The sequence below is a fragment of the Pseudomonas sp. F-14 TE3482 genome, assembly GCF_053629455.1.
This window is the reverse complement of sequence record NZ_JBRJII010000001.1, coordinates 3,534,567-3,560,907: the sequence shown is the minus strand read 5'-3', so window position 1 is coordinate 3,560,907 and position 26,341 is coordinate 3,534,567. Positions and strand designations below refer to the sequence as shown.

28 protein-coding genes are annotated in these 26,341 nt (G+C 60.4%); 16 read left to right on the top strand and 12 right to left on the bottom strand.

All coding sequences use genetic code 11. The features are described from left to right. Window positions 1-84: 84 nt before the first annotated feature. Together AB7M26_RS16060 and AB7M26_RS16055 are read right to left on the bottom strand one after the other, a co-directional pair. Window positions 85-1,296, bottom strand: a complete 1,212-nt coding sequence (locus tag AB7M26_RS16060; RefSeq protein ID WP_429385184.1) for a cytochrome c biogenesis protein DipZ — start codon at window positions 1,294-1,296, stop codon at window positions 85-87. A 140-nt stretch (window positions 1,297-1,436) separates the two neighbouring features. Further along, window positions 1,437-1,700, bottom strand: a complete 264-nt coding sequence (locus AB7M26_RS16055; RefSeq protein ID WP_123499641.1) for a DUF2790 domain-containing protein — start codon at window positions 1,698-1,700, stop codon at window positions 1,437-1,439. A gap of 470 nt (window positions 1,701-2,170) precedes the next feature. On the opposite strand from AB7M26_RS16055, the gene AB7M26_RS16050 reads away from it, so the two are divergent. Both AB7M26_RS16050 and AB7M26_RS16045 read left to right on the top strand, forming a co-directional pair. Next, a complete protein-coding gene (locus AB7M26_RS16050; protein ID WP_007896007.1) occupies window positions 2,171-2,911 on the top strand; it encodes a response regulator in 741 nt (246 codons plus the stop codon). Continuing rightward, window positions 2,908-4,218: an ATP-binding protein gene (locus tag AB7M26_RS16045; protein WP_429385182.1), complete on the top strand. Its 1,311-nt coding sequence runs from the start codon at window positions 2,908-2,910 to the stop codon at window positions 4,216-4,218. Before AB7M26_RS16050 ends, AB7M26_RS16045 begins: the two co-directional genes overlap by 4 nt. A gap of 136 nt (window positions 4,219-4,354) precedes the next feature. Here the strand turns inward: AB7M26_RS16045 and AB7M26_RS16040 are convergent, their stop codons facing one another. Further along, window positions 4,355-5,107 (bottom strand): HvfC family RiPP maturation protein, encoded by a 753-nt coding sequence (locus AB7M26_RS16040; RefSeq protein WP_123499645.1) that lies wholly within the window; start codon window positions 5,105-5,107, stop codon window positions 4,355-4,357. After that, a complete protein-coding gene (locus AB7M26_RS16035; protein ID WP_123499647.1) occupies window positions 5,100-5,939 on the bottom strand; it encodes an HvfB family MNIO-type RiPP peptide maturase in 840 nt (279 codons plus the stop codon). Before AB7M26_RS16035 ends, AB7M26_RS16040 begins: the two co-directional genes overlap by 8 nt. Before the next feature lie 297 nt (window positions 5,940-6,236). Between AB7M26_RS16035 and AB7M26_RS16030 the strand changes: the two genes are divergently transcribed. Further along, complete coding sequence (locus AB7M26_RS16030) at window positions 6,237-7,283, top strand: class I SAM-dependent methyltransferase (RefSeq protein ID WP_123499723.1); 1,047 nt, start codon at window positions 6,237-6,239, stop codon at window positions 7,281-7,283. Between the two features lie 129 nt (window positions 7,284-7,412). Here the strand turns inward: AB7M26_RS16030 and AB7M26_RS16025 are convergent, their stop codons facing one another. Further along, window positions 7,413-8,309, bottom strand: a complete 897-nt coding sequence (locus AB7M26_RS16025; RefSeq protein WP_123499649.1) for a LysR family transcriptional regulator — start codon at window positions 8,307-8,309, stop codon at window positions 7,413-7,415. A 180-nt stretch (window positions 8,310-8,489) separates the two neighbouring features. Between AB7M26_RS16025 and AB7M26_RS16020 the strand changes: the two genes are divergently transcribed. Genes AB7M26_RS16020 through AB7M26_RS16010 form a run of 3 tightly spaced genes read left to right on the top strand, consistent with a single transcriptional unit; the run spans window position 8,490 to window position 11,083 of the window. Continuing rightward, window positions 8,490-9,188 (top strand): CoA transferase subunit A, encoded by a 699-nt coding sequence (locus tag AB7M26_RS16020; RefSeq protein WP_007896014.1) that lies wholly within the window; start codon window positions 8,490-8,492, stop codon window positions 9,186-9,188. A 36-nt stretch (window positions 9,189-9,224) separates the two neighbouring features. After that, window positions 9,225-9,890 carry a CoA transferase subunit B gene (locus AB7M26_RS16015; RefSeq protein ID WP_123499651.1) on the top strand — a complete coding sequence of 222 codons (666 nt, stop codon included), beginning with the start codon at window positions 9,225-9,227 and terminating at the stop codon, window positions 9,888-9,890. 11 nt (window positions 9,891-9,901) lie between these two features. Next, window positions 9,902-11,083: an acetyl-CoA C-acetyltransferase gene (locus AB7M26_RS16010; protein ID WP_123499653.1), complete on the top strand. Its 1,182-nt coding sequence runs from the start codon at window positions 9,902-9,904 to the stop codon at window positions 11,081-11,083. A gap of 160 nt (window positions 11,084-11,243) precedes the next feature. Here AB7M26_RS16010 and AB7M26_RS16005 read toward each other — a convergent pair whose 3' ends face one another. Then, window positions 11,244-11,846, bottom strand: coding sequence for an NADPH-dependent F420 reductase (locus tag AB7M26_RS16005; protein WP_007896017.1), 603 nt, complete (start codon window positions 11,844-11,846; stop codon window positions 11,244-11,246). A gap of 110 nt (window positions 11,847-11,956) precedes the next feature. Between AB7M26_RS16005 and AB7M26_RS16000 the strand changes: the two genes are divergently transcribed. Together AB7M26_RS16000 and AB7M26_RS15995 are read left to right on the top strand one after the other, a co-directional pair. Beyond that, window positions 11,957-12,853, top strand: a complete 897-nt coding sequence (locus AB7M26_RS16000) for a LysR family transcriptional regulator (protein WP_123499655.1) — start codon at window positions 11,957-11,959, stop codon at window positions 12,851-12,853. Window positions 12,854-12,958: 105 nt separating this feature from the next. After that, on the top strand, window positions 12,959-13,756 hold the full coding sequence (locus AB7M26_RS15995) for a hypothetical protein (RefSeq protein ID WP_429385179.1): 798 nt from the start codon (window positions 12,959-12,961) through the stop codon (window positions 13,754-13,756). A 90-nt stretch (window positions 13,757-13,846) separates the two neighbouring features. On the opposite strand, the gene AB7M26_RS15990 is transcribed toward AB7M26_RS15995, so the two are convergent. Then, a complete protein-coding gene (locus AB7M26_RS15990) occupies window positions 13,847-14,104 on the bottom strand; it encodes a hypothetical protein (protein WP_123499659.1) in 258 nt (85 codons plus the stop codon). A gap of 372 nt (window positions 14,105-14,476) precedes the next feature. Between AB7M26_RS15990 and AB7M26_RS15985 the strand changes: the two genes are divergently transcribed. Next, window positions 14,477-15,064 (top strand): DcrB/PsbP domain-containing protein, encoded by a 588-nt coding sequence (locus AB7M26_RS15985; protein ID WP_123499661.1) that lies wholly within the window; start codon window positions 14,477-14,479, stop codon window positions 15,062-15,064. Window positions 15,065-15,075: 11 nt separating this feature from the next. Here AB7M26_RS15985 and AB7M26_RS15980 read toward each other — a convergent pair whose 3' ends face one another. Both AB7M26_RS15980 and AB7M26_RS15975 read right to left on the bottom strand, forming a co-directional pair. After that, window positions 15,076-15,792: an alpha/beta hydrolase gene (locus tag AB7M26_RS15980; protein ID WP_123499663.1), complete on the bottom strand. Its 717-nt coding sequence runs from the start codon at window positions 15,790-15,792 to the stop codon at window positions 15,076-15,078. Window positions 15,793-16,039: 247 nt separating this feature from the next. Further along, window positions 16,040-16,819 carry an ABC transporter substrate-binding protein gene (locus tag AB7M26_RS15975; protein ID WP_123499664.1) on the bottom strand — a complete coding sequence of 260 codons (780 nt, stop codon included), beginning with the start codon at window positions 16,817-16,819 and terminating at the stop codon, window positions 16,040-16,042. 308 nt (window positions 16,820-17,127) lie between these two features. Between AB7M26_RS15975 and AB7M26_RS15970 the strand changes: the two genes are divergently transcribed. After that, on the top strand, window positions 17,128-17,772 hold the full coding sequence (locus tag AB7M26_RS15970) for a type 1 glutamine amidotransferase (RefSeq protein WP_429385177.1): 645 nt from the start codon (window positions 17,128-17,130) through the stop codon (window positions 17,770-17,772). Window positions 17,773-17,962: 190 nt separating this feature from the next. Here the strand turns inward: AB7M26_RS15970 and AB7M26_RS15965 are convergent, their stop codons facing one another. Further along, on the bottom strand, window positions 17,963-18,397 hold the full coding sequence (locus AB7M26_RS15965; RefSeq protein ID WP_123499670.1) for a rhodanese-like domain-containing protein: 435 nt from the start codon (window positions 18,395-18,397) through the stop codon (window positions 17,963-17,965). 101 nt (window positions 18,398-18,498) lie between these two features. On the opposite strand from AB7M26_RS15965, the gene ftrA reads away from it, so the two are divergent. Next, entirely contained in the window at window positions 18,499-19,473 is a 975-nt protein-coding gene (ftrA, locus tag AB7M26_RS15960) for a transcriptional regulator FtrA (protein WP_429385175.1), read from the top strand. Window positions 19,474-19,606: 133 nt separating this feature from the next. On the opposite strand, the gene cobF is transcribed toward ftrA, so the two are convergent. Then, window positions 19,607-20,362: a precorrin-6A synthase (deacetylating) gene (gene cobF / locus AB7M26_RS15955; RefSeq protein ID WP_429385173.1), complete on the bottom strand. Its 756-nt coding sequence runs from the start codon at window positions 20,360-20,362 to the stop codon at window positions 19,607-19,609. Then, window positions 20,362-20,934 (bottom strand): histidine phosphatase family protein, encoded by a 573-nt coding sequence (locus AB7M26_RS15950; protein ID WP_429385171.1) that lies wholly within the window; start codon window positions 20,932-20,934, stop codon window positions 20,362-20,364. Before AB7M26_RS15950 ends, cobF begins: the two co-directional genes overlap by 1 nt. Window positions 20,935-21,290: 356 nt before the next feature. Between AB7M26_RS15950 and AB7M26_RS15945 the strand changes: the two genes are divergently transcribed. Genes AB7M26_RS15945 through AB7M26_RS15925 form a run of 5 tightly spaced genes read left to right on the top strand, consistent with a single transcriptional unit; the run spans window position 21,291 to window position 26,275 of the window. Further along, the gene (locus AB7M26_RS15945; RefSeq protein ID WP_429385169.1) at window positions 21,291-22,145 is read left to right on the top strand and encodes a MurR/RpiR family transcriptional regulator; all 855 of its coding nucleotides are present in this window, start codon (window positions 21,291-21,293) and stop codon (window positions 22,143-22,145) included. A gap of 2 nt (window positions 22,146-22,147) precedes the next feature. Further along, a complete protein-coding gene (locus tag AB7M26_RS15940) occupies window positions 22,148-22,792 on the top strand; it encodes an isochorismatase family cysteine hydrolase (RefSeq protein WP_429385167.1) in 645 nt (214 codons plus the stop codon). Further along, window positions 22,789-24,120 (top strand): type I glutamate--ammonia ligase, encoded by a 1,332-nt coding sequence (locus AB7M26_RS15935; RefSeq protein WP_429385166.1) that lies wholly within the window; start codon window positions 22,789-22,791, stop codon window positions 24,118-24,120. The genes AB7M26_RS15940 and AB7M26_RS15935 overlap by 4 nt, the downstream gene beginning before the upstream one ends. Further along, window positions 24,104-24,856 (top strand): N-formylglutamate amidohydrolase, encoded by a 753-nt coding sequence (locus AB7M26_RS15930; protein WP_429385165.1) that lies wholly within the window; start codon window positions 24,104-24,106, stop codon window positions 24,854-24,856. The genes AB7M26_RS15935 and AB7M26_RS15930 overlap by 17 nt, the downstream gene beginning before the upstream one ends. Before the next feature lie 57 nt (window positions 24,857-24,913). After that, window positions 24,914-26,275 (top strand): APC family permease, encoded by a 1,362-nt coding sequence (locus AB7M26_RS15925; RefSeq protein ID WP_429385163.1) that lies wholly within the window; start codon window positions 24,914-24,916, stop codon window positions 26,273-26,275. The last annotated feature ends 66 nt before the right edge of the window (window positions 26,276-26,341 follow it).

Below are 26,341 nucleotides of genomic sequence, written 5' to 3'. Positions count from 1 at the left end.
CCCACGAAATATGGCATTCTCCGATACATGGTCGCCTATCTGTAACGCCGCATTAACAGATCGGCTTGCGTCGCCGAAAACGGGTTATGCAGCAGGCGTTTTGGCCTCTTCCAGCAGTTGCCGAATCATCTGCTCCTGAGTCTCATATCGGCCCTCGCCAAAGTGGGTGTAACGCACTTGGCCCTTGGCATCGATCAGGTAGTGAGCGGGCCAGTACTGGTTATTGAAGGCGCGCCAGATCGTGTAGTTGTTGTCGATCGCCACCGGGTAGGTAATGCCGAGTTTTTTCACCTGCTCGCGGACGTTGTCGATGATGCGTTCGTAACCGTATTCCGGGGTGTGTACGCCTATCACCACCAAGCCATCTTTCTCATATTTCTTCGCCCAGTCCTTCACGTAGGGCAAGGTGTGCTGGCAGTTGATGCAGTCGTACGTCCAGAAGTCCACCAGCACCACTTTGCCGCGCAGTGAATCGTTGCTCAGCGCTGGCGAGTTGAGCCATTCGACCGCGCCAGAGAGTGACGGCATCGCGCCTTTGGCCGCGTCCTGGGTCGAGTCGGCCTTGACCTTGCTGACGAAGTAATCGACCACTTTCGGTACGGTTTCCAGCACGCGCTGTTCAACCGTGGTGACGCCTTCGGACGAGGTGCTGGCGAGCAATTTGTTGTCGGCACCCGTGGAGATAACCGCTGCGGCAACCAACACCGCAGCCCCCGTGCCGCGACGCAGCCAACCGGTGAGCGGAATCGACGGTTTCAAGCGATTGACCAGGCCGCGACCAGCGAAGATCAAAGTGCCCAGGGACAACGCGCTGCCCAGGCCGTACGCCACCAGCAACAGACTGGTCTGAGCGTTGGCGCCTTGCAGCATGGCGCCGGTGAGGATCACCCCGAGGATCGGCCCGGCACACGGCGCCCAGAGCAGACCGGTGGCGATGCCGATCATCACCGAGCCTAACGGGCCAGACATTTTGCGGGTGTTGGGATCAAGGCGATTGCCCAGCAGCACGAACGGGCGCGCCAGCCAGCCACCGATGCGGGCGGAGATCAGCGACAGGGCAAACAGCACCATCACGATCAGCGCCACATGGCGGCCGGTGTTGTTGGCTTGTATCACCCAATCGCTGCTAATCACAGCCAGGCTGGAGATCAGGGCGAAGGTCAGGGCCATGCCGCCGAGGGTGAGCAGGATCGAAGAACGCGTGCGTTTAACCCCGGCAAACAGAAACGGCACGACCGGGAGGATGCAGGGGCTGAGGACGGTCAAAATGCCGCCCAGGAATGCGATGAGGAACATTGAATCACCTTGAAATGCGAGTTCCATGTGGGAGCGAGCCTGCTCGCGATTGCGCTCTGGCAGTCACATGGATGTTGAAGTGCTGCCGTCATCGTGAGCAGGCTCGCTCCCACATGAGAACGGTGGAGGTTCTACAGACCTCAATTGCCTTCGTTGCAGCCATCCGCGAATTTGCTGTAATCCAGTACCCGGGTTTTGCCTTGGGAATCCAGGTAGGTCATCCGGGCATTCACAATCCCGCAGGCGGGGGTGGCGTCCTGTTTCATCGACAGCACTTTCTGGATGTCCAGGTGCGTGCCGTAGGTGTAGGTTTGAGGGGTTACATCGGCTTCGGCCCGGGCCGACAAGGTGCAGATGTTCAGGGCAGCAAACAGGCAGGCGGCGTACACGGCTTTGGTGTTCATGGTGATTTCCTCAAGGCTTCAATAGGTCAATCGTTGATTGAGCCGAGGCGGTTGGGTTTGCCTCGATGGAACCTATTTGAAACCCGTGAGGTATCCCGTCTGTGTCGAGAACAGGCGCGGGTAAATCACTACGTATCAGCGCAGGCCTGCGATACACAGCGATACAAAACCCCTGAAATCGCAATGCTGTCTTGAGTCCGTGAGAAACCTGTGGCGAGGGAGCTTGCTCCCGCTTGAGTGCGTAGCACTCACAATAATCGGCAAGGGTTGTCAGATTTTTTGGGGCCGCTGCGCAGCCCGACGCGAGCAAGCTCGCGCTTAAGTGAACAGCATTGCCCTGAAATCGGCTGTTTTTGCGTCCCTGTGTATCTGCTGATACGCCAGATACACTGCAATACAATCGACGGCAGGCGAGCGGGCCAAGGCTCGATAGACTGCACGACAACTCCCATTCAAGAGGCTTGGTCACCATGGAACACGTCGATCACATTCTCATCGTGGACGATGACCGCGAGATCCGGGAACTGGTAGGCAATTACCTGAAAAAGAACGGCCTGCGCACCACCGTGGTGGCGGATGGACGGCAGATGCGCTCGTTTCTGGAGTCCACGCCAGTGGATTTGATCGTGCTCGACATCATGATGCCGGGGGACGATGGCCTGGTCCTCTGCCGCGAACTTCGCGCCGGTAAACACAAGGCCACGCCGGTGCTGATGCTCACCGCTCGCAACGATGAAACCGACCGCATCATCGGCCTGGAAATGGGCGCCGACGATTACCTGGTCAAACCGTTCGCCGCCCGTGAATTGCTCGCCCGCATCAACGCCGTGCTACGACGCACGCGGATGCTGCCGCCGAACCTGGTGATCACCGAAAGCGGGCGCCTGCTGGCATTCGGCCGCTGGCGCCTGGACACCTCGGCCCGGCATCTGCTGGATGAGGACGGCACCATGGTCGCTCTCAGCGGTGCGGAATATCGTTTGCTGCGGGTGTTCCTCGATCACCCTCAGCGGGTGCTCAATCGCGACCAGTTGCTTAACCTGACCCAGGGCCGCGATGCCGACCTGTTCGACCGTTCCATCGATTTGCTGGTGAGCCGCTTGCGTCAGCGTCTGCTGGACGATGCCCGGGAGCCGGCTTACATCAAGACCGTACGCAGTGAAGGTTATGTGTTCTCCCTGCCGGTGGAAGTGCTCGGTGCGCCGTCATGAACCTTGCGCTGCACTGGCCCCGCACGCTGGCTTCGCGGCTGTCGCTGATTTTCCTGGTCGGCCTGATCCTCGCCCAAGTGCTGTCCTTTGGAGCTCAGTACTACGAGCGTTACGAAAGTGCGAAAAACACCATGTTGGGCAACCTGGAAACCGACGTTTCGACCTCCCTGGCCATCCTCGACCGTTTGCCCGCCGACGAACGCCCGAACTGGCTACCGCGTCTGGAACGCGCCAACTACAACTATCTGTTGAATGAAGGCTCGCCGGGCACGCCGATGGCGGCTCGCGATGTGTCGATTGCAGTGACCTCGATTCAGGACGCCATCGGTCATGATTACCCGCTGACCTTTACCGACATCCCCGGTCCGAAAAAACACTTCCAGGCCCACCTGAAACTGAAGGACGGCAGCCCCGTCACTATCGACGTGCGACCGTCGATGGTGCCGTTGTCGCCGTGGTTGCCGGCGGTGTTGCTGGGGCAACTGGCGCTGATGATTATCTGCACCTGGCTGGCCGTGAGAATCGCCATTCGCCCGCTCACCCGCCTCGCCCAAGCGGTGGAAACCCTCGACCCCAACACCCACGCCGTACACCTGGATGAAAAAGGCCCGACCGAAGTCGCCTACGCTGCGCGGGCCTTCAATGCGATGCAGGCGCGTATTGCGGCCTATCTCAAGGAACGCATGCAGTTGTTGGCGGCGATTTCCCACGACCTGCAAACCCCGATCACCCGCATGAAACTGCGCGCCGAGTTCATGGATGACTCCAGCGAGAAAGACAAACTGTGGAACGACCTCGGCGAGATGGAACACCTGGTGCGCGAAGGCGTGGCCTATGCCCGCAGCGTTCATGGGGCCACCGAGGAAAGTCGCCGCACTGATCTGGATTCGTTCCTCGACAGCCTGGTGTTCGACTATCAGGACATGGGCAAAGACGTGCAGCTCGACGGCAAAAGCGCAGCCGTGATCAACACCCGGCCGCATGCCTTGCGACGGGTGCTGGTGAACCTGATAGACAACGCGCTGAAATTCGCCGGCACCGCAGAGCTGTCGGTGGAAACGCAGGCTGATGGCAGCTTGTCGGTGAAAGTGATGGACCGTGGGCCGGGGATCGCCGAAGAGCAATTGGCACAGGTGATGGAACCGTTCTACCGCGTGGAGAACTCGCGTAATCGCAGTACGGGAGGAACCGGGTTGGGGTTGGCGATTGCCCAGCAGTTGGCCATCGCGATTGGCGGGTCATTGAAATTGAGCAATCGCGAGGGTGGTGGGTTGTGTGCGGAGCTCAGGTTGCCAGCCACCCAATAAACACCACAAATCCAATGTGGGAGCGGACTTGCCCGCGATGAGGCCAGCACATCCAACATTGATGTTGGCTGACACTCCGCCATCGCGGGCAAGCCCGCTCCCACAGGGGTCGTGGGTGTTTGGGGATTGCGTGCGGTCAGGCGACAATGCCGATCACCCCTTCCCCGTGCATCTGCTGCAATAACGCCAACCCGTTGTCGATAAACTCCGGCGATCCAACCATCCCCGCCTCCACCGCCAACCCTTCCAGCTGCGCCCGGCCATCGAGCTGAGGAAATTCCCCGATCCGCTGCAACAACCGCCACGCCAACGGGTTCAGTTCGGAAAACCGCACATTCCAGCCCTCATCCCGACAAACCAACAGCAACGTCGGCTGAGCCGGCGGCGAGTCAGGCCGGTAATCCGGCCCCACTAATTGCACCGGCCAGGCATACGCCAACGGCCAGGCCAGCGGCGAAACCTGCAACGGTCGATCCAGCAGCAACTCGCTGGCCGGCAATGGCTCGGCTTCGGATTGTTGCAGTGCCATCTCGACCCACTCGTAATGCGCCAGCTCAACCATGAATGGCGGCCACGGTCCATCGCTCAGCGCCAGCGGCTCAGAGGCCAGAAACTCGACAAACTCCTGGGCAATCTCGCCGAATTTTGGCGTGCGCGCGCGGTAGTCCCGCAAGAAGATCCGCACCAGAGAACGCCACTCACCGTCACCCAATGTCTTCACCAGCACCGGAAAAGTGCCGCTGAGCAACGACGACAGATTCGAAAACACCAGATCGCGATAAACCTGCGCCCGTGCCACGTCCATCCCGGCGGGCGGTGCACAGTGGTCGGGGTCGCGCAGGTAGCGGGTCAATGTGTCTTGCTGCTGATACAGCGTCGGCTTATCCACGGTTCACCCCCTCACCTTGCAGGCGGCGAATGATCTGCAATTCAGTCACCAACTCAGAGAACGCCGGAAAGTTGAAATCCCGTTCCAGCAGCGTCGGTTGCACACCGAACTGCGCATACGCCTCGGCCAGCAGCGACCAGACCACCGATTTGACCGAGGCGCCATGGGTGTCGATCTTCAGCGTGTCGGACTCATCAAAGTGCCCCGCCACATGCATGGCGACCACCCTCCCCGCGTCGATGCCGGCCAGAAACGCCTGCGGATCGAAGCCGTGATTGACCGAGTTGACGTAGACATTGTTGACGTCCAGCAACAGGTCGCAATCGGCTTCAAGCAACACCGCATTGGTGAAGGTCAGTTCATCCATGTCTTGCTGCGGCGCGGCGTAGTAGGAGACGTTTTCCACCGCCAGGCGCCGACCGAGAATGTCCTGTGCCTGGCGAATTCGGGCGGCAACGTAGTGCACCGCTTCTTCGGTAAACGGCAACGGCAGCAGATCGTAAAGATGCCCGTCATCGCTGCAGTAGCTCAGGTGTTCGCTGTACAGCGGCACTTTGTGGTGATCGAGGAAAACCCGCACCTCCTGCAGAAACCCGACGTCCAACGGTGCCGGCCCGCCCAACGACAAGGACAAGCCGTGACAGGACAACGGATAGCGCTCGGCCAAGGCGCGAAATGTCGCGCCATGAGCGCCGCCGATGCCGATCCAGTTTTCCGGCGCGACTTCCAGAAAGTCGAAAGCGCCCACCGGGGCCGCTTGAAGGTCCTTCATCAAACCGCGGCGCAAGCCTAGCCCGACGCTCGTCTTCGCTGATGTGAGGGGAGTGTGCATGGTGTCGATCTCATCCTGGGATCCGGTCTCCAGCGTCTGAAAACTCAGTGCCGGCCGGCAGGCCCAGTCAAGCGCCGCAATGTGTCGGGTCTGTGTTCACCAACGCCGCTCTTCTCAGGCCACTGTATCGGACAGGCAGTCAGATACAGTGGGATACACGAACTAGACTTATTGATTACCCCCGCAGGGGGCCAGGACGCCGTTATCGTCCTGTTCATTCCCACGATCACCGCCCAAAGGTGCATGCCTCGACAAACAATGCCTCTGGACCCTGATCCTGCTGAAGGAGCACACATGATGGACGAGGCCAGACTCAATGATTTCATGGGCAAACTGGTGAACGACATGGGTGGCGCGGCGATGCTCGCCAACGTCATCCTCGGCGAAGAGCTCGGCCTGTACCGGGCCATGGCCGACAGTCAGCCAGTCACCCCAGAAGCACTCGCCGAAAAGACCGGCTGCAACACCCGCCTGCTGCGTGAATGGCTCAGCGCCCACGCCGCTTCCGGTTACATGGAACACCACGACGGCCAGTTCCGCCTGCCTGAAGAGCAAGCCCTGGCGCTGGCAATCGAAGATTCACCGGTCTATGTGGCCGGCGGTGTCGGCGTGGTTGCATCGTTTTTCCATGACAAGGACAAACTGGTCAATGCCATGCGCGGCAACGGCGCCCTGCCTTGGGGCGATCACCATCCGTGCATGTTCAGCGGCACCGAACGGTTCTTCCGCCCTGGGTACAAAGCGCATTTGGTCAGCGAATGGCTGCCGGCCCTGGATGGAGTGGTCGCCAAACTGGAGGCCGGCGCCAAGGTAGCGGACATCGGCTGCGGCCACGGCGCCTCGACCGTAATCATGGCCCAGGCGTTTCCGAATTCACGGTTCGTCGGTTTCGATTACCACGCGCCTTCGGTCACCGTCGCCACCCAGCGCGCCGAAGAAGGTGGCGTGTCCGGCCGGGCGCGGTTCTTTCAGGGCACCGCCAAAAGCTATCCGGGCGACGACTATGACCTGGTCTGCTATTTCGACTGCCTGCACGATATGGGTGACCCGGTCGGCGCTGCAAAGCACGCCTATGAATCGCTCAAACCCGACGGCTCGGTGCTACTGGTAGAGCCTTTCGCCAACGACACGCTCGACGCCAACACCACTCCGGTGGGACGACTGTTCTACGCCGCCTCGACCTTTGTCTGCACACCCAACTCACTGTCCCAGGAGGTCGGCCTCGGGCTCGGCGCCCAGGCGGGTGAGGCACGGTTGCGCAAGGTCTTCACCGAGGCGGGGTTCACCCAGTTCCGGCGAGCCACGGAAACGCCGTTCAACCTGATACTGGAGGCGCGTAAATAAACACCGCTGACTGCTGATCGTAGGAGCTGCCGAAGGCTGCGATCTTTTGATCTTGATTTGGCGATGTTGGAATCGCTGAAGATCAAAAGATCGCAGCCTTCGGCAGCTCCTACGGGACCGTGTTGGATTTCAGAGGGAGAGGCGTTCACCAAGGTTTTCGGCCTTGAGAATATCGAACAACGCCTGCGCCGCCGCCGACAGTTCATGCCCTGTCGTCAGCACCCCGATCGCCCGTTCCACCACCGGGTCGCGCAGAGTAATGCAACGCGCGCCAAGCTCGCGCATCTGCCCGGCGCACAAGGCCGGCACCGCACTGACGCCCAATCCGCTGGCGACCATCCGCCCGACCGTTGCCAACTGATGGCTTTCAAATTCCACCGGCAACTTCATGCCGCGCGTCTGTAAATGTTCTTCGAGCATCACCCGCACCGTCGATGGTCGCTGCAAGGTAATGAACGGCTCCTTGAGCAAGGTCTGCCAATCGATGTCGGCCAGCTCCGCCAGCGGTGAATCGAGGGGCACCACCGCCACAAACCGGTCGACGTACAACGGGGTAAATTCCAGCGACGAGCTCTGGGTCGGTTCAAACGCCACGCCCAATTCCACCTGACGGTCGCGAACCATTTCCAGCACCTGCTCGTTGATCACGTCGTTCACCGTGACGTTGACCTTGGGGTAACGCGCGCGAAAGGTCTTGAGGATCGGCGGCAGCAAGTTGCCGGCAAACGACGGCATCGCCGCCAGGGTCACGCGGCCGCGCTGGAGGGTGAAGCGTTGGCGCAGTTCATCCTCGGCATTGTCCCAGTCCGCGATCAATCGACGGGCCAGTGGCAGCAGCGATTCGCCTTCGGCGGTCAGTGCGACGTTACGGGTATTGCGCGTGAACAGGCGCCCGCCCAAACCCTCCTCCAGCGCCTTGATGGTCAGGCTCAACGCCGACTGGGACAGGTGCATTCGCTCGCACGCCACGGCAAAGCTCAAACTCTGGGCCACGGCCAGGAAGGCGCGGATCTGTTTGACGGTCATGACCACGGTCTCCAACGGTAAGCACATCCAATGTAGGAGCTGCCGAAGGCTGATCCTACGCATTAGTGAGTTTTATCTATCAATCAACCTTAAAAATCAACTTAACAAATAAATCCTCCGGCGAGACACTCCCTCCCCATCCGGCTAGCCAGCCGCCCACAAAGAATAAAAGAGGTGCATATGGCAGGGTTCGACAAGCGCGTGTATTCCTACGAGGAAGCGATGGCAGGTCTTGAAGACGGCATGACCGTGATCTCCGGCGGCTTCGGCCTGTGCGGGATTCCGGAAAACCTCATCGCCGAGATCCAGCACCGCGGCACACGTGATCTCACCGTGGTCTCCAACAACTGCGGCGTCGACGGTTTCGGCCTCGGTGTGCTGCTGGTGGACCGGCAGATCCGCAAGGTGGTGGCCTCCTACGTCGGCGAAAACGCGCTGTTCGAAAAGCAACTGCTGAGCGGCGAAATCGAAGTGGTCCTGACCCCTCAAGGCACCCTCGCCGAGAAAATGCGCGCAGGGGGTGCCGGCATCCCGGCGTTCTTCACCGCCACTGGCGTCGGCACTCCGGTGGCCGACGGCAAGGAAGTCCGCGAATTCAAGGGCCGCCAGTACCTGATGGAAGAATCCATCACCGGTGACTTCGCCATCGTCAAAGGCTGGAAAGCCGACCATTTCGGTAACGTGGTCTATCGCCATACCGCCCAGAACTTCAACCCGCTGGCCGCCACCGCCGGCAAGATCACCGTGGTCGAAGTCGAAGAAATCGTAGAACCCGGCGAGCTGGACCCGTCGCAGATCCATACCCCTGGCATCTACGTCGACCGGGTCATTTGCGGCACGTTCGAGAAGCGCATCGAACAGCGCACTGTGCGTAAGTGATCCCCTGCCCCCGGACCGAATGAAGGAATAACAACAATGGCACTTTCCCGCGAACAAATGGCTCAACGCGTCGCCCGCGAAATGCAGGACGGCTACTACGTGAACCTCGGCATCGGCATCCCGACCCTGGTCGCCAACTACATCCCTGAAGGCATGGAAGTCATGCTGCAATCGGAAAACGGCCTGCTCGGCATGGGCGCGTTTCCGACCGACGCCGAAGTCGACGCCGACATGATCAACGCCGGCAAGCAAACCGTGACCGCGCGTATTGGCGCATCGATTTTCTCGTCCGCCGAATCGTTCGCGATGATCCGCGGCGGCCACATCGACCTGACCGTGTTGGGCGCGTTTGAAGTGGACGTCGAAGGCAACATCGCCTCCTGGATGATCCCCGGCAAACTGGTCAAGGGCATGGGCGGCGCGATGGACCTGGTGGCCGGTGCGGACAACATCATTGTCACCATGACCCACGCCTCCAAAGACGGCGAGTCGAAACTGCTGTCGCGTTGCAGCCTGCCGCTGACCGGCGCCGGTTGCATCAAACGCGTGCTCACCGACCTGGCTTACCTGGAAATCAAGGACGGTGCGTTCATTCTCAAAGAGCGCGCACCGGGCGTCAGCGTCGAAGAAATCGTCGCCAAGACCGCTGGTAAACTGATCGTGCCTGATCATGTCCCGGAAATGCAGTTCACTGCCCAGTGAGGAATCCTTCCATGCAAGAAGTCGTAATTGTTGCCGCCACTCGCACTGCCATCGGCAGCTTCCAGGGGGCGCTGGCCAATGTGTCCGCCGTTGACCTTGGTGCTGCGGTGATCCGCCAGTTGCTGGCGCAGACCGGGCTGGACCCGGCGCAGGTCGATGAAGTGATCATGGGCCAGGTATTGACTGCCGGTGCCGGCCAGAACCCTGCGCGTCAGGCCGCGATCAAGGCCGGCCTGCCCTTCACCGTGCCGGCCATGACCCTGAACAAAGTCTGCGGCTCGGGCCTGAAAGCGCTGCATCTGGCGGCTCAGGCGATTCGCTGCGGCGATGCCGAAGTGATCATCGCCGGTGGCCAGGAAAACATGAGCCTGGCCAATTACGTCATGCCGGGCGCCCGCACCGGTTTGCGCATGGGTCACGCGCAGATCGTCGACACGATGATCAGCGACGGTTTGTGGGATGCGTTCAACGATTACCACATGGGCATCACCGCCGAGAATCTGGCCGAGAAATACAGCCTGACCCGTGAGCAGCAGGACGCCTTCGCTGCCGCCTCCCAGCAAAAAGCCGTGGCTGCCATCGAAGCCGGGCGGTTTGCCGATGAGATCACGCCGATCCTGATCCCCCAGCGCAAGGGCGATCCGCTGTCCTTCGCCACCGATGAACAGCCTCGGGCCGGCACCACCGCCGACTCACTGGGCAAACTGAAAGCGGCCTTCAAGAAGGACGGTTCGGTGACTGCCGGCAACGCTTCTTCGCTGAACGACGGTGCTGCGGCAGTGATCTTGATGAGTGCGGAGAAAGCCAAAGCGCTGGGGCTGCCAGTGCTGGCGAAGATCGCCGCTTATGCCAACGCGGGCGTCGACCCGGCGATCATGGGCATCGGCCCGGTGTCGGCCACTCGCCGTTGCCTGGACAAGGCAGGTTGGTCCATCGGTCAACTGGACCTGATCGAAGCCAACGAAGCCTTCGCCGCGCAATCCCTGGCCGTGGCCAAGGACCTGGAATGGGATCTGAACAAGGTCAACGTCAACGGCGGCGCGATTGCCTTGGGCCACCCGATCGGTGCGTCAGGTTGCCGGGTGCTGGTGACGTTGTTGCATGAAATGATCAAGCAGGATGCCAAGAAAGGCCTCGCCACCCTGTGCATCGGTGGTGGTCAGGGCGTGGCATTGGCGATCGAACGGGCGTAATCCTTTTTAGCTACACCCAATACCCTGTGGCGAGGGAGCTTGCTCCCGCTGGGCTGCGTAGCGGCCCCAAAACTCTGCGTACAAGCGGAGACTTTGTGAGTGCTACGCACTCAAGCGGGAGCAAGCTCCCTCGCCACAAATCGTTTTTTTTGTCTGGCCCTCAGGCAAATTTCACAAGGTTCAAGACTGGCAAAGGTCCGCCCGGAAACTGCACCAGCCGCGCCCCGACACTCAGTTCGCCCAGATCGATTCCAAAGAACCCCAACCGCTCAATCAGCGCTGCCACCTGTGCCTTGGCCTCGGCATCGTCACCAGAGAGAAACAGCACCCGCCGACCGCCCTCCGCTTTCGGATCGCTCTCAAGCAGATGCGCCTGTAGGTGATTGAACGCTTTGACGACCCGCGCACCGGGCACCCATTCAGCAAACACTTCGCTGGACGGACGTCCCTGCAAATCCACCGCTTTGAACGATGGCGCTTCAATCGAATTGTTCGCATCGATCACAATCCGCCCGCCGAAATCTGGCAGCCCGGCCAGTGCCGTCGGTAACTTCGACCAATTCACCGCCACCAAAACAATCGGCTGTGCAGCCGCTTCTTCACGGGTGCCGGCCCGCGCTGTCGGCCCGAGTTCTGCTACCAGTGAGGCCAGGGTTTGCGGGCCACGGCTGTTGGCGATGACGACTTCGATACCCTGACGGGACAGTGCTTTGGCGAAGGCTGTGCCGATGGCGCCAGCGCCGATGATTCCGATTGTGCTCATGGTGTTCACTCCGTGGTGGGTTGATGGAGTGAATACTGCACTTGCCATTACGACTTGATTAGACGGTAATGACTTGAATTATCTTCAAGCATTACTATCAGGTGTCTGAGATGGAAACCCTCGCCAACCTTGAATCTTTCGTGCGCAGCGCCGAAACCGGCAGCTTCTCCGCCGCCGCGCGGTTGCTCGCACTGACACCCGCCGCTGTCAGCCGCAACGTGGCGATGCTCGAACGCAACATCGGTGTGCGGCTATTCCAGCGCTCGACCCGCAAGTTGTCACTGACCGAAGCCGGGGAGCGTTTTCTGGCGAGTATCAGCGGCAATCTGCACGCGTTGCAGGCGGCGATCAGTGCGGTGTCCAGTGATCGCGGGGAGCCGGCGGGCGTGCTCAAGGTCAGCCTGGCGCCGACTTTTGGCATCGGCCATGTATTGCCATTGTTGCCGGAATTTCTGGCGCGCTATCCGCTGATTCGCCCTGAGTGGCACTTCGAAAACCGCCAGGTGGACCTGATCGCCGAAGGCTATGACGCGGCCATCGGTGGTGGTTTCGAACTGACGCCCGGGGTCGTCTCGCGGACGTTGGCGGCGGCGCATGTGGTGGCAGTGGCTTCACCGGCGTACATGGCCGGACGCACGCCGCCCGACAACCCGACGGATCTGGCGCGATACAACGGGATTGTGATGCGCGGCGTGCGCACCGGGCGAGTGCGTCACTGGGTCATGCAGGATGGCGCGGGCAATGAAGCAAGTGCCGAGCTCAGTGAAAACATCGTGCTCAATGACCCGGCCGCCATGCGTGAAGCGGCCCTGCTCGGCCTCGGAGTAACGCTGCTGGTGTTGCCCGATGTCGCCGTCAATATTGAGCGAGGTGAACTGGTGCGCTTGTTGCCGGGCTGGCATGCCGACGCGGGGCCGATCTCGTTGTATTACCCGAGCCGCACGTTGATGCCGGCCAAGACCCGGGTGTTTATCGATTATCTGGTCGAGGCGTTTGGGCGGGGGTGAAAATCAAAAGATCGCACCATAAGTTGCAGGATCCAGCTATTGGCTCCACTCATCGCGCCTCCACAATGCTAACGTGGCCGGCTCACACCGAATGGAGACGGGTGCGTGCTGATGCTCAAACTGCTGGTGATTCCGGGGTTTCTCTTGCTGATTTCCCTGGCCGGTAAACGCTGGGGCCCAAGTGTGGCCGGTTGGCTGTCGGGGTTGCCGGTGGTGGTGGGGCCGATTCTGTTCTTCCTCGCCATTGAGCAGGGCCAGCTGTTCGCTGCTCAGGCGGCGACGGCGGCGCTGTCGGCAATGTTCGCCATGATTGCCTTCTGCGTGACCTACGCTCAGGTTGCACAACGCTTGAGCTGGCCGTGGGCACTGACGATTTCGCTGTTGGTCTGGGCCTTGGCGGCTATTGTGCTGTCGCTGATTCCGCCGTCTCTGGTGTTCTCGGTAATCGCGGCCGCCACCGCATTACTGGCCGCGCCGTACCTGTTTCCCTCGGTGCAACCTATCGTTTCAGGCCCGACGCCGAAGTCCGACAAACTGTTGCTGCGCATGATGGCCGGCGCCCTGCTCACATTGGCTGTGACGTTGCTGGCCAGCACCGTCGGCGAACGCTGGAGCGGGCTGCTCGCGGTATTCCCGGTGCTGGGCAGTGTGATGGCGGTGTTTTCCCAGCAGACTCGCGGGCCTGCTTTTACTGCGGTGTTGCTCAGGGCGACGGCGACGGGGATGTATTCGTTTGCGGCGTTTTGTCTGGTGTTGGCTTTGGCGTTGCCGAGATTTGGCTGGATGGGCTTTGTGTTGGGGGTCGGGGTTTCGCTGGGGATGTTGATGATTACGAAGCGCTTGCTCTTGCGATCAAAAAACGATGAGGAACGATCACGAAAGTTGCAGAGAATGGATGGCTAAGCCCTGGCTGTCCGTCCGGGATTTTTAATGAAAAGGTTGCCCAGAAATGGCTTCCGGGCAAATGTGCAGAAACTTTGAGTTAGAACTGGTTTAGCTCTGGGGTGGGTACTGATCCGCGTGATGTACCTCGATCTTCTCTAGGTCACTCAAAATCGCTTTCGGCGGATTGAGCAGCAAACCTTTAAATGGATAAGGCGGCCGGATCTCATATCGATCGGACTCCACCCTAGCAAGCTCCACCCACTTGCCGTCCTCTTTGTAACAGACGACAAGCGTGGCACTACCCTTTCCGTCTTCAGTCCCTTTAAACTGTATGGCAGCAATCCTTTCTTGGAAACTGGCGCTCATATCTATCACTCCCTGACTTATCGACAACCGATAAGTTTCAAGCCCATTCTTCTCTGCCTCAAAGCGTTGCACACCTGTTAGAAATAACAGTTTCGACGAACGGCGACGATGATCGCCGCATTTCGCCACAGTGTGATCACACACTGTGTAGCAGCTGGCGAAGCCTGCGTTCGGCTGCGCAGCAGTCGTGAAACCCGGCACTGCGGTCTTTAAGGAATATCGTGTGCACAGGTTTAGCGACTGCTGCGCAGCCGAACGCAGCCTCGCAGGCTCGACAGCTGCTACGACAAACGCGGGTTGCGGCAGCTGCTACAGATCGCAATCCATGGGATGATCGCCGTCAAAGCGCGGATCATCCACTGGAGAGTTTGAATGTCATTGTTGAGTAAAAAAGCCGTTGTTCTGCTGCTCATGGCGGCTACCAGCCTGGGTGCCTTGAATGCGCAGGCGGCCAAGGCCACTGCCGGCGACAAAGCGCCGGCCCAGAAGGTCTCGATGCTCGGCGGCAAGTTCACCTTCACCCTGCCCAAGGGTTTCATCGCCAACCCGCTGCCAGCTGGCGATGCGACCACCGGCACTGCTGGGGCGACGGGTACGATGTACACCAACCAGACCACCAAAACCGTGGTGATCGCCGCTGAAAACACCATCCCCGGCGGCGTCAACGTCAAGGACAACGACGGTGAATTCCTCGACACCACCGTGTCCGCGTTCGCCACCGAGCAACGCAACGCCTTGCCGGATTTCAACAAAACCAGCGAAAAAAGCCTGACCCAGAAAGGCACGGGCCTGGGCCTTCGGCAGATCGACAGCACCGCCACCCAGGGCGGCGGCATGACGCTGGACAGCACGTTGATGGCTGCTTCCGGCACGCGCATGGCCATCGTTCAGATCATTTCCCGCCCCAACGACAAAACCGGTCACGAAACGCTGGTGAAACAAATCGTCAGCGGCAAATAAACCCGACCGACTCAGGGATTGAGCCGCTGCAACCAGGCGCTCAAATCCTTCACCTCGACGGCGCTGATGCTGTGACCGACACCCGGATAGGCATGAAACTCGGGCTTGAGTGACAGGCGCTGCAACAGGCTGTCGGCCTCTGTACCGTCGTTGTAGGGCAGGAGTGTGTCGGCGGTGCCATGACCAATGAAAATTGCCAGTTGCTGGCGTTTTTCATCCGGTTTGAGCTCGGACTTGAGTACCGGCAGAATTCGCCCGCTCAGTGCCGCAATTCCACCCACTGCGTCGGGATGACGCAACGCGACCTCGTAGGAAATCATCGCGCCCTGGCTGAAACCCACCAGGAATACCTTGTCCGCTTCGGTGTGATATTTCTTCGCCGCTTGTGCGACAAAATCCCTCAACACCTGGCCGCTGGCCTTCAGGTCGGCCGTCTCACCGTCGTAGGCGCCCTCGCCCTTCTGGCGAAACCACTGGTAACTGCCCTCCTCCAACGTCATCGGCGCCCGCACCGACAGGTAGTTGTACTGGGGCGGCAATTGATCCTTGATGTCGAACAGATCCAGCTCGTTACTGCCGTAACCGTGCAGGAAAATCACCAAGGGTTGGTTGCGGGATTCAGAGTCGGCCTGCTCCAGGTACTTGAGCGGCAGATCGGTGTGCAGTGGGGTTTGAGCGTGGACGGCGGTGGACGCCAGGAGCGTGAGCAGAGCGAGCAACTTCAACATAAACCTTCCTTCACAGCGCGCAGGATTCGGGGCAAAGCCTAACACCTCTTCCCGCCGATGCACTGTCTCCCTCCGATGCACCGTTCCCCCAGGTAGGAGCTGCCGAAGGCTGCGATCTTTTGATTTTGCTTTTAGAAACAAGATCAAAAGATCGCAGCCTGCGGCAGCTCCTACGGGAAATGTGTTTCTCAGGGTAATAAAAAAAGTGGCCACCGCGTCAACAGTGGCCACTTTTTTCTACGGCGTATTAATGGCCGTAAACGTCAAAGTTGAAGTACTTGTCCTGCACTTGCTTGTACTTGCCGTTGGCGCGGATTTCGGTGATGGCAGTGTTGAATTTGTCCGCCAGCTCTTTATCACCCTTGCGCACGGCGATGCCGGCACCGCCGCCGAAGTACTTGGCGTCTTCATAGGTCGGGCCTACGAAGGCAAAGCCTTTACCGGCGTCGGTTTTCAGGAAACCTTCGTCCAGGTTGACCGAGTCAGCCAGCATCGCGTCGAGGCGACCGGCGACCATGTCCAGGTTGGCTTCCTGCTGGGAACCGTAACGCACCAGGTTGATGCCGGCCGGCACCAGCACTTCCGTGGCGAAACGGTCGTGGGTGCTGGCGCGCAACACACCGACTTTCTTGCCTTTGAGCTCGGTCAGCGGATCCTTGACGTCGGTGCCTTCCTTCATCACGAAGCGCGCCGGGGTGTGGTAGTACTTGATGGTGAAATCGACGTTCTTCTTGCGGTCGTCAGTGATGGTCATGGACGACAGGATCGCGTCGATTTTCTTGACCTTCAGGGCCGGGATCAAACCATCGAACTCTTGTTCGACCCAGGTGCACTTCACTTTCATCTGCTCACACAACGCATCGCCGATGTCCACATCGAAACCGGTGAGTTTGCCGTCCGGGGTTTTCATCGAGAATGGCGGGTAGCCGGCTTCGATACCGAGGCGAATCGGCTTGGCGTCATCGGCCATGGCGGTCAGGGACAACATCGACAGTGCCAGGGCACCGAACATCACTCGCTTCTTCATTTATAACTCCTGTGTGCGGAGGCTTTTATTGGCAGCTTTCGGTTAGTGAAGACCGAAGTGGCCGGCAGTCTAGAGCGGCTTCAGGAGGGCAAATTGTGTTTAAGCGACAAATACTTATAGAAAAACAGCCACGGAATTCAAGGCACTTGAAGCGTGCGCCAAGGTGGTGCAAGGGCTGTAGGACAATCCTTTGTTTCAGACAAAACCTACAAGGTTTCGGGCGTGATCCGATTGAACAGTCGCGCTGGTGATGAAGCTTTTTTTGCGGCACATTGATCCCGCCACCCCATCCCCGGAAGAGAAGCGTGATGCCCGCATTGAACCTGATCCAGCACCATCCTGCCGAAGGTCCTGGCGCCATTGCCGAATGGGCTCGGGCCCGTGGCATTACGCTGAACGTGTTTCGCGCCGACCTCAGCCAGTTGCCGCCGGTGAGCGCGGCACCCGCGATCCTGTTGGGCGGGCCTTATGAATCCAACGCCGGGCCGACGTGGCTGGAAGCGGAGCGTCAGTGGCTGGCGGGGAGTCTGGCTCAGGGCGCGGCGGTGTTTGCGATTTGTCTGGGCGCCCAATTGCTGGCGTTGAGCCTGGGTGGGAATGTGCGGCGCATGGCTCGCACCGAAACTGGCTGGACGACCGTGACCTTTGCGGATGGCCAGACGCTGAAGGTGCTGGAATGGCACGAAGACGCGATCGATCTGCCAGCGGATGCGCAATTGCTGGCCAGCAGTGACGTGTGTGAGCAGCAGATGTACCGCGTCGGGGCGACTCGGGTGGGGTTGCAGTTCCATCCGGAGTGGAATGCTGAATCGGTGGCGACCCTCAATGAGCATTTTGCCGAGGAATCGCCGCTGCCTCGGGAGTCACAGGACAGTGCTGCCTATGCAGCCGTGTTTGGGTGGTTGCAGGCGACGCTGGATGAGTGGTGGGCGGCTTCATCAGCTAATCGCTGAATCTGAGAATTGATGAGCTTTTGTGGCGAGGGGGCTTGTCGGAACGCCGCATCGCCCCGTTCGGCTGCGAAGCAGTCGTAAACCGGTTAATGCGGTGTGCCCGACAAAATGAGGTGGCAGGGTTTGGGGCCGCTTCGCAACCCAACGGGGGCAAGCCCCCTCGCCACAGTTGAACACCTGTGCCTGAATGTCAGCATTCGCAACCAATGACCGCCGTTGCGGTGCGTGCAACCGAAACACTCAATTCAAACCCTTCATCCAGCCACCCGGTCACCCCGCCGATCATCTCCTTGACCGGGTAACCCAGCGCCGCCAGCTTCACCGCGGCCTTGTTGGCGCCGTTGCAGTGGGGCCCTGCGCAATAAACCACGAACAGCGTGGATGTCGAGTAACCCGCCAAGCCGTCAGCCGTGATCAGCCGCCCCGGGATGTTGATCGAGCCTGGCACATGTCCGCGTTCGAACGCCAACGGTCCGCGCACGTCGACCAGGACAAAATCCACCTCGCCAGCCTGTTGGCTGCCGTAGACGTCGGAACAATCGGTCTCGAAGGTCAGACGGTTGCTGAAATGCATCAGGGCGATGGCAGATGGGGCGGCGGGAATTTCGCGAACCAGGCTGGGCATGGGCTGTACTCCAAAGTCTCGGTGGGTGTGGGAAGACTTTATCTGCCCTACGCTTGTCGCTACAGTGGCGCACAAGACACTCACCGGGAATTTTCCGCCAAATGCAGCCCACCCCTGGATTGGTCGCGATTCTGGCCTATGACGGCCTCTGCACTTTCGAATTCGGTATTGCCGTGGAGGTCTTCGGCCTGGCGCGACCGGAGTTCGATTTCCCTTGGTATGAGCATCGAATCGTTGCCGTCGACCAAGGGCCGATGCGTGCCATGGGCGGCATTCAGGTGCTGGCCGACGGCGGGATGGAACTGCTGGAAGAGGCGCGGACTATCATCATCCCCGGCTGGCGCGACCGCAGCGCGGCGGTGCCTGAACCCTTGCTCGCCGCCCTGCGCCAGGCCCATGCCCGGGGCGCGCGATTGCTGTCGATCTGTTCCGGGGTATTTGTACTGGCGGCCACCGGATTGCTGGACGGTCACGGCGCCACGACGCATTGGCGCTACACCGCTGAACTGGCCGAGCGTTTTCCGGAGATTCAGGTGGACCCGGACGTGCTGTATGTCGATTCGGGCCTGTTGATAACCTCGGCCGGCAGTGCCGCCGGCATTGATGCCTGCCTGCACCTGGTCGCGCGGGATTTCGGCACTCAGGTGGCCAACTCGGTGGCGCGGCGCTTGGTGATGTCACCGCAACGCACCGGCGGTCAGGCGCAGTTCATTCCGTCACCGGTCAGCCCCACGCCACGCAGCGATCTGTCGCGGGTCATGCAGTGGGCGCGGGAACGTCTGCACGAACCGCTGGAAGTTCGCGACCTGGCCAGCGAAGCGGCCATGAGTGAACGCACGTTCCTGCGGCGGTTCACCGAAGCCAGCGGCTTGCCGCCCAAGGCATGGTTGCAGCATGAGCGCCTGGCCCGAGCCCGCGAATTGTTGGAGAGCACCCGCCAGAACACCGAGCAGATTGCCCAGCACTGCGGTTATCGTTCGGTGGAGAGTTTCCGGGTGGCGTTTCGCAGTGTGGTCGGCGTGCCGCCGTCGGTGTATCGGGAGCGGTTTGGGCGTGAGGTAAAGGCGATTTTTTGAGGTGTGTTTGAGGGCCTCATCGCGGGCAAGCCCGCTCCCACAAAATCTGCGTCGTACACAAGTTTTGTGCTCAATAGAGATCCACTGTGGGAGCGGGCTTGCCCGCGAAGCGTCACCCCGTACACCCATTATCTCAAGACTTGCGCAACAGATAAGTATCCATAATCCACCCATGCGCCAGCCGCGCCGCCTTGCGCACTCGTTCAATCTCATCCGCGACATCCTTGAGTTTGCCGCTGATCAAAATTTCATCCGGCGTCCCCAGGTAAGCCCCCCAGTAAATCTCCGTCTCCTGATCGGCCACCTGATGGTAGGCATCTTGCGCATCCAGCATCACCACCAGGCTGTCGGCGTCACTCACCTGCCCCGCCGCCAATCGCCGGCCGGTGGTGATTTCAATCGAGCGCCCGATGCGATTCAGCGGCACCTTATGTTGCGCCGCCAGCGCCTGCACGCTGGTAATCCCGGGGATGACTTCGAACTCGAACACACACCGGCCTGACGCCAGAATCGCCTGCAGGATCCGAATGGTGCTGTCGTACAACGCGGGATCGCCCCACACCAGAAAACCGCCGCACTGATCGCCGGTCATTTCCTCGTTGATCAGCCGCTCGAAGGTCTGCTGCTTGACGCGGTTCAGATCTTCGACGCTGGCCTTGTAGTCCACATCCCCGCGCTGCCGCTCAGGGCTGTGGGCTTCAACGAAGCGGTAGTCGTGATCGGTGATGTAGCGCTCACAGAGCTCGCGGCGCAGGTCGATCAGTTGGTCTTTGCTCTGGCCCTTGTCCATGAGGAAAAATACATCCACGCGGTTCAGCGCCTTCACCGCCTGCATCGTGATGTAGTCGGGGTTGCCGGCGCCGACACCGATGACCAGAAGTTTTTTCATCAATGTGTTCCCTCAGGGTCCGTGCCCATCAAGCGTAGTCGCCAGCGACCGTTGAACCGCAATTCGATGGCCGATAACGGTTCGACGTCAATCTGGTTGAACGCCGCGCCCTGCAACACCTGCATCAATGCGGCGCGGATGACAAAAGGATGGGTGATGGCAACGATATGCCCCGGCGTCGCCTCAAGGCTATTCAACCACGCAGCCACCCGCTCACCGAGTTGCGCCACCGATTCTCCACCGTGGGGTGCCGAGGTCGGGTCATTGAGCCAGGCCTGGAGCGTCTCGGGTTCGGAGGTTTGCAGGTCGTCGATCGACGTGCCTTTCCAGCGTCCGAAATCGCAATCTGCCAGTGCCGTGACAATCTCCACATCATCGCCAAACAGCTCAGCGGTTTGCCAAGTCCGCAGTTCCGGGCCACAGAGCAAACGGGGGGCGCCCTTGAATTGACGGCAACGCGACCCCTTCGCCGATTGCCAATCCATTTCCAACGGCTCATTCGCAGGAAAACGCGCCAATTTTTGTGCGACGGTTCGAGCGTGGCACATCAGGGTCAAGCGGGTCGCCTGCACGGAAGATCACTCTGTCGATAGGATGGAAAACGGCACGACGCCGCGAACAATCGCGTCATTGTGCCCCAAGAAGCACACTCTGAACGCATTCCTCGTAGCAGCTGCCGAACTCGCGTGGCTGCGATCGGCCCTGTCTCCAATTCCCCCAAGAAAATGGCGATGTCTCACACAACCATGAGCGATGTCCTACAAACTCAGTCGACATCCGCGTAGCCCCCGACGCACGGGAGTTTCGCTCCATTCCGGGGCTTGGAAAATCCTCGGAAAAATTCACTAGACATGTAGCACACGTTACACAAATACTGTTTTAGCAATCTATGAAACAAAACAGACACAATCATCCAGCAGGAGCCCGGATGCCCTCTCTCAGAGACCTGATCACCGATCCCGGCCTGGAACTTACGCCGTCGGAACGCAAAGTCATACGTGCGTTGCTGGATCAATACCCGCGTACCGGGCTGGGCCCGATGTCACGTCTGGCCGAACATGCCGGTGTCAGCGATCCGACCATCGTGCGGCTGGTAAAGAAGCTTGGTTTCAGCGGTTATGCCGACTTTCAGGAAGCCTTGCTCAGCGACATGGATGACCGCTTGCGCTCTCCCAGTACCCTGTTGCAACCCCGCGCCCATCTCACTAAAGATGACCCTTGGGGCCATTATCTGGCGAACAGCCATCGGGCATTGGTCGACACCCAGGCGCTGACCCAACCCGAAGATGTACGAATTCTCATCGAATGGCTGCTCGACACCCGCCATCAGGTCCATTGCTTCGGCGGGCGCTTCAGCAGCTTCCTCGCCAACTATTTGCTCAACCATCTGCACCTGCTGCGGCCCGGCTGTTTTGCCCTGGAAGACAACGCGCAATTGCCGGACCGGCTGTTCGACGTGCAGCGTCAGGACGTGGTGCTGGTGTTCGACTATCGCCGCTACCAGTCCCAGGCCCTGCGGGTCGCCAATGCGGCGAAGAGCCGACATGCGCGGGTCGTGCTGTTCACCGACATCTACGCATCACCGCTGCGAGAAATGGCCGACCTGATCATCAGCGCACCGGTGGAATCGGCGTCGGCCTTCGACTCGATGGTTCCGGCGCTGGCTCAGGTTGAAGCACTGGTAGCCTGCCTGTCACTGCGCAGCCCGGATCTGGCCGATCGCCTGGAAGGCATCGATGCCCTGCGGAATGACTTCGACACTCACCTGCTGGAGGAAAAATAAGGATGTTCACGCTCCCCCACCACTCGCCCCGGGATTTGCCGTTTGCCACCGACCACACCGCACTGTTGCTGGTGGACATGCAGCGTGCCTGGCTCGAGCCGCAGTTCGACGCGCACCTCAACGGGCCGGATGCCGAATACTTTCTGACCCGCGCCCACATGCAAGTGGTGCCCAATCAACGCCGGCTGCTCAGTGCCTTTCGTCATGCACGACAAAACGTGCTGCACACGCTCATCGAAAGCCTCACCGCCGATGGTCGCGATCGTTCGCTGGACCACAAACTCTCGGACATGCACCTGCCCAAGGGCAGCCCTCAAGCGCGAATCATCGATGACCTGACGCCGATCGAAAACGAAATCGTGCTGCCCAAGACCTCTTCCGGGGTCTTCAACTCCACCAACATCGATTACGTGCTGCGCAACCTGGAAACCCGACACCTGATCATCGCCGGCATCGTCACCGACCAGTGTGTCGACATGGCCGTGCGTGACGCCGCCGACCGCGGTTACCTGGTGACGCTGGTCGAAGATGCCTGCGCCACCTACACCGAACAACGGCATCACGCCTGCCTGAATGCCATCAAGGGCTACTGCTGGATCACCGACACCCGGACCGTACTCGGCCGGTTGCAGGAGATGCAGCCATGAGCGAACGCCTGTCGCCATTACCCATGACCACCATCGTCACCACCGACCTGATCGGCGTGACGCGCGGCCGTTCCTTTCCCACCGACGAGCTCGAGGCCTATCAAGTGACGGGCTGCGGCTGGGTGCCGGCCAACAGTGCCCTGACCCCGCAAGACATCATTGCCTCCAGCAATCCATGGGGTGCTTATGGCGACTTGCGGCTGATCCCCGACATGAGCAGCCGCGTGACCGTCAACAATGGCCCGGACGCCAATGCCCCGGCGCTGGACTTCATTCACGGCGACATTCGCGAAACCGACGGCCGCCCGTGGGGCGCCTGCCCGCGCACGCTGTTGCACAACGAGGTGGAGCGTTATCGCAGCGAATTGGGATTGCAGATCAACGCCGCGTTCGAACATGAATTCAACCTCGGCAGCGGCGCGGCTGAGCATCTGGCGTTCTCTCTTGAGGCTCAGCGCCAGGGCGCCGAGTTCGGCGGTTGGTTGCTCAGTGCACTGCGTGCCGGCGGTGTGGAGCCGGAGATGTTCCTGCCGGAATACGGCAAGCACCAATACGAAATCACCTGCCGCCCCGCCCTCGGCGTCGCCGCCGCCGACCGCGCGGTGAACGTGCGTGAGATCACCCGTGAGATCGCCCGGCAAATGGGCCTGGACCTGAGTTTCGCGCCCAAGACCTCCGAGCAGGCGGTGTGCAATGGCGTGCATTTGCACGTGAGCCTGCAGGATCTGGCCAGCCACCCGGTGATGTACGACGCCGGCACCACCAACTGTCTGTCGACCCTCGGCCAGCATTGGGCCGCCGGCGTTCTGCATTATCTACCGGCGCTCTGCGCCTTTACCGCGCCGACACCGGTTTCCTACGAACGCTTGCAGCCTCATCACTGGAGCGCTTCCTACGCCTGCCTCGGCCAACGCAACCGCGAAGCGGCGTTGCGGATTTGCCCGACCGTGAGCCTGGGCGGCAAAGCCGTGGCGGCGCAGTACAACCTGGAATTTCGCGCCATGGACGCCACCGCCTCGCCGCATCTGGCCATGGCCGCGTTGCTGATCGCCGGGCGCCTGGGCATCGAGCAGCGCCTGGCCTTGAACGCGATCACCGATGAGGTCCCCGATTCCCTGAACGAAGAGCAACGCCTGGCCCGCGGCATCGTCGCCCTGCCCGCGACCCTGTCCCAGGCCCTGGAATGCCTGCGCAACAGCGAGGCGCTGATCGAAGCCCTGCCGAGCGCCTTGCTGGACACCTGGTTCGCCCTTAAAACCGAGGAACTGAAGCTGACGGAACAGCTCTCGCCCGCCGATCTGTGTCAGCACTATGCGCGCCTGTACTGAGTCTGCCGAGCTGGGGCTCTATACCCAGCCTGCGTACACCCTGAGCCGGGAAGCCTCCGGGCACCCGCTGATTCTGGTGTGTGAACACGCCAGTCGTTTTATCCCGGCCGGGTTGAATGACCTGGGCTTGAGCCATGAAGCCGCCCGCGAACACATCGCCTGGGACATCGGCGCCCTGACGCTGGCCGAGGGCTTGTCCGAAGCACTGGGCGCGACCCTGTTGGCAGCCAACTATTCACGGCTGCTAATCGACCTCAACCGTCCACGTCATGCGCCGGACAGCATTCCTGTGCAGAGCGAAATTTATCAGGTGCCGGGCAATCGGGATCTGGACGAGATCACCCGCGACTATCGCCGGCACTGCCTGTTCAAGCCATTTCATGCACGCCTGCGAACCTTGATCGACGCCCGAGTGGCGCAAGGTCGACCGGTTCGCGTGGTGGGGATTCACAGTTTCACGCCGATATATCACGGTCAGCCACGCGTGCTGGAAGTCGGCGTGTTGTATGGACAGGCCGAGGAGTATGCCCAGCGAGTGATCGACGGGTTGAGTCGGCATCCCTTGAAAGTCGCCGGCAATCAGCCTTACAAAATCGATCCGCTGTGCGACATGACCGTGCCGGTTCACGGCGATGCACGAGGGCTGGAGTCGGTGTTGATCGAGGTGCGCAACGATCTGCTGCGTACGCCCGAGGACATCGGTCGCTGGACCGACTATCTGGCGCCACTGCTGTAGAGCAATAGCTTCACACTCGCAGCATTCAGCTGCTTTCAAATCAAGGAGAAGGGCTTCATGGAAATAGAAGAATTCGGCTACAAGCAAGAGTTGAAACGTAGCCTGTCGCTGACGGACCTGGTGGTGTACGGGATGATCTTCATGATCCCCATCGCCCCGTTCGGCGTCTATGGTTACGTCAACGCCGAAGCCCCGGGGATGGTGCCGCTGGCCTACATCATCGGCATGGTGGCGATGCTGTTCACCGCCCTCAGTTACGGCAGCATGGCCCGGGCCTTTCCGATTGCGGGCTCGGTGTATTCCTACGCACAACGCGGCCTCAACCCGCATGTCGGGTTTATCGCCGGTTGGCTGATGCTGCTCGATTATTTGCTGATTCCGCCGCTGCTCTACGTCTACGCGGCGATGGCGCTGAATCATTTGTACCCGGATATCCCGAAAGTCGGCTTCATCCTGGCCTTTCTGGTCAGCGCCACCTTTGTCAACCTGCGGGGTATCACCTTCACCGCGCGGATGAACATCGTCTTTCTACTGGCGCAACTGGTGGTGCTGGGGGTCTTCCTGTTCTACGCCTGGAATGCCCTGCACAGCGGCGGCGGTAATGGTCAACTGACCCTGGCGCCGCTGTACAACCCCGAGACCTTCAACTTCGCCCTGCTGATGCAAGCGGTGTCGATTGCCGTGCTGTCGTTCCTCGGTTTCGATGCGATTTCCACCCTCGCCGAAGAGATCAAGGGCGATCCGGGCCGTAGCGTCGGCAAGGCTGCGCTGATCACATTGCTGGTGATGGGCGTGATCTTCGTCGTGCAGACCTGGATTGCCACGGATCTGGCCGCCGGCCTGGGCTTCAAGAGCGCCGACACTGCGTTCTATGAAATTGCCGAAATCGCCGCCGGCAGCTGGCTGGCAACCTTGACCGCCGTGGCCACCGCCCTGGCTTGGGGCGTCGCCGTCGCGATTACCTCGCAAGCGGCGGTTTCGCGCCTGCTGTTCGGCATGGCCCGGGACGGCAAACTGCCGAAAGTGCTGGCCAAGGTGCACCCGAAACACAACACGCCGTACTTGAGCATCTATCTGGTGGCGGTGCTGTCGCTGGTGATCTGCTACCTGTTCATCAACTCGGTGGACACCCTCACCTCCCTGGTGAACTTCGGCGCCCTGAGCGGCTTCATGTTGCTGCACCTGACCGTCATCAACTATTACTGGCGTCGGCAGAAGTCCGGCCAGGTGATCCGTCACCTGATCTGCCCGGTCATCGGCTTCATCATCGTCGCGGCCATCATGTACAACATGGGCGTCGATGCACAGAAACTCGGCCTGATCTGGATTGCCCTGGGGCTGGTCTATCTATTCTTCCTCAACAAACTGGGTGCCAGCACGGCGCTGCCTGATCCGAGCACCGACCCAAGCAATGGCTGACAAGAAAAAGGGCAGCGTCTGACATGAATTCAGGCGACTGCTGATTTCAAGCGTGGAAACCGACAG

Excerpts from the sequence above, each read along its gene's own strand:
- AB7M26_RS15935 (WP_429385166.1), top strand. The coding sequence starts at position 22,789 with ATGAGCGAACGCCTGTCGCCATTACCCATGACCACCATCGTCACCACC.
- AB7M26_RS16020 (WP_007896014.1), top strand. The coding sequence starts at position 8,490 with ATGGCAGGGTTCGACAAGCGCGTGTATTCCTACGAGGAAGCGATGGCA.
- AB7M26_RS16025 (WP_123499649.1), bottom strand. The coding sequence starts at position 8,309 with ATGACCGTCAAACAGATCCGCGCCTTCCTGGCCGTGGCCCAGAGTTTG.
- AB7M26_RS15945 (WP_429385169.1), top strand. The coding sequence starts at position 21,291 with ATGCCCTCTCTCAGAGACCTGATCACCGATCCCGGCCTGGAACTTACG.
- AB7M26_RS15990 (WP_123499659.1), bottom strand. The coding sequence starts at position 14,104 with ATGAGCGCCAGTTTCCAAGAAAGGATTGCTGCCATACAGTTTAAAGGG.
- AB7M26_RS16055 (WP_123499641.1), bottom strand. The coding sequence starts at position 1,700 with ATGAACACCAAAGCCGTGTACGCCGCCTGCCTGTTTGCTGCCCTGAAC.
- AB7M26_RS15975 (WP_123499664.1), bottom strand. The coding sequence starts at position 16,819 with ATGAAGAAGCGAGTGATGTTCGGTGCCCTGGCACTGTCGATGTTGTCC.
- AB7M26_RS16005 (WP_007896017.1), bottom strand. The coding sequence starts at position 11,846 with ATGAGCACAATCGGAATCATCGGCGCTGGCGCCATCGGCACAGCCTTC.
- AB7M26_RS15940 (WP_429385167.1), top strand. The coding sequence starts at position 22,148 with ATGTTCACGCTCCCCCACCACTCGCCCCGGGATTTGCCGTTTGCCACC.
- AB7M26_RS15930 (WP_429385165.1), top strand. The coding sequence starts at position 24,104 with ATGCGCGCCTGTACTGAGTCTGCCGAGCTGGGGCTCTATACCCAGCCT.
- AB7M26_RS16050 (WP_007896007.1), top strand. The coding sequence starts at position 2,171 with ATGGAACACGTCGATCACATTCTCATCGTGGACGATGACCGCGAGATC.
- AB7M26_RS15970 (WP_429385177.1), top strand. The coding sequence starts at position 17,128 with ATGCCCGCATTGAACCTGATCCAGCACCATCCTGCCGAAGGTCCTGGC.
- AB7M26_RS15985 (WP_123499661.1), top strand. The coding sequence starts at position 14,477 with ATGTCATTGTTGAGTAAAAAAGCCGTTGTTCTGCTGCTCATGGCGGCT.
- AB7M26_RS16060 (WP_429385184.1), bottom strand. The coding sequence starts at position 1,296 with ATGTTCCTCATCGCATTCCTGGGCGGCATTTTGACCGTCCTCAGCCCC.
- AB7M26_RS15925 (WP_429385163.1), top strand. The coding sequence starts at position 24,914 with ATGGAAATAGAAGAATTCGGCTACAAGCAAGAGTTGAAACGTAGCCTG.
- cobF (WP_429385173.1), bottom strand. The coding sequence starts at position 20,362 with ATGAAAAAACTTCTGGTCATCGGTGTCGGCGCCGGCAACCCCGACTAC.
- AB7M26_RS15965 (WP_123499670.1), bottom strand. The coding sequence starts at position 18,397 with ATGCCCAGCCTGGTTCGCGAAATTCCCGCCGCCCCATCTGCCATCGCC.
- AB7M26_RS16035 (WP_123499647.1), bottom strand. The coding sequence starts at position 5,939 with ATGCACACTCCCCTCACATCAGCGAAGACGAGCGTCGGGCTAGGCTTG.
- AB7M26_RS16030 (WP_123499723.1), top strand. The coding sequence starts at position 6,237 with ATGGACGAGGCCAGACTCAATGATTTCATGGGCAAACTGGTGAACGAC.
- AB7M26_RS16015 (WP_123499651.1), top strand. The coding sequence starts at position 9,225 with ATGGCACTTTCCCGCGAACAAATGGCTCAACGCGTCGCCCGCGAAATG.
- AB7M26_RS16000 (WP_123499655.1), top strand. The coding sequence starts at position 11,957 with ATGGAAACCCTCGCCAACCTTGAATCTTTCGTGCGCAGCGCCGAAACC.
- AB7M26_RS15980 (WP_123499663.1), bottom strand. The coding sequence starts at position 15,792 with ATGTTGAAGTTGCTCGCTCTGCTCACGCTCCTGGCGTCCACCGCCGTC.
- AB7M26_RS16010 (WP_123499653.1), top strand. The coding sequence starts at position 9,902 with ATGCAAGAAGTCGTAATTGTTGCCGCCACTCGCACTGCCATCGGCAGC.
- ftrA (WP_429385175.1), top strand. The coding sequence starts at position 18,499 with ATGCAGCCCACCCCTGGATTGGTCGCGATTCTGGCCTATGACGGCCTC.
- AB7M26_RS16045 (WP_429385182.1), top strand. The coding sequence starts at position 2,908 with ATGAACCTTGCGCTGCACTGGCCCCGCACGCTGGCTTCGCGGCTGTCG.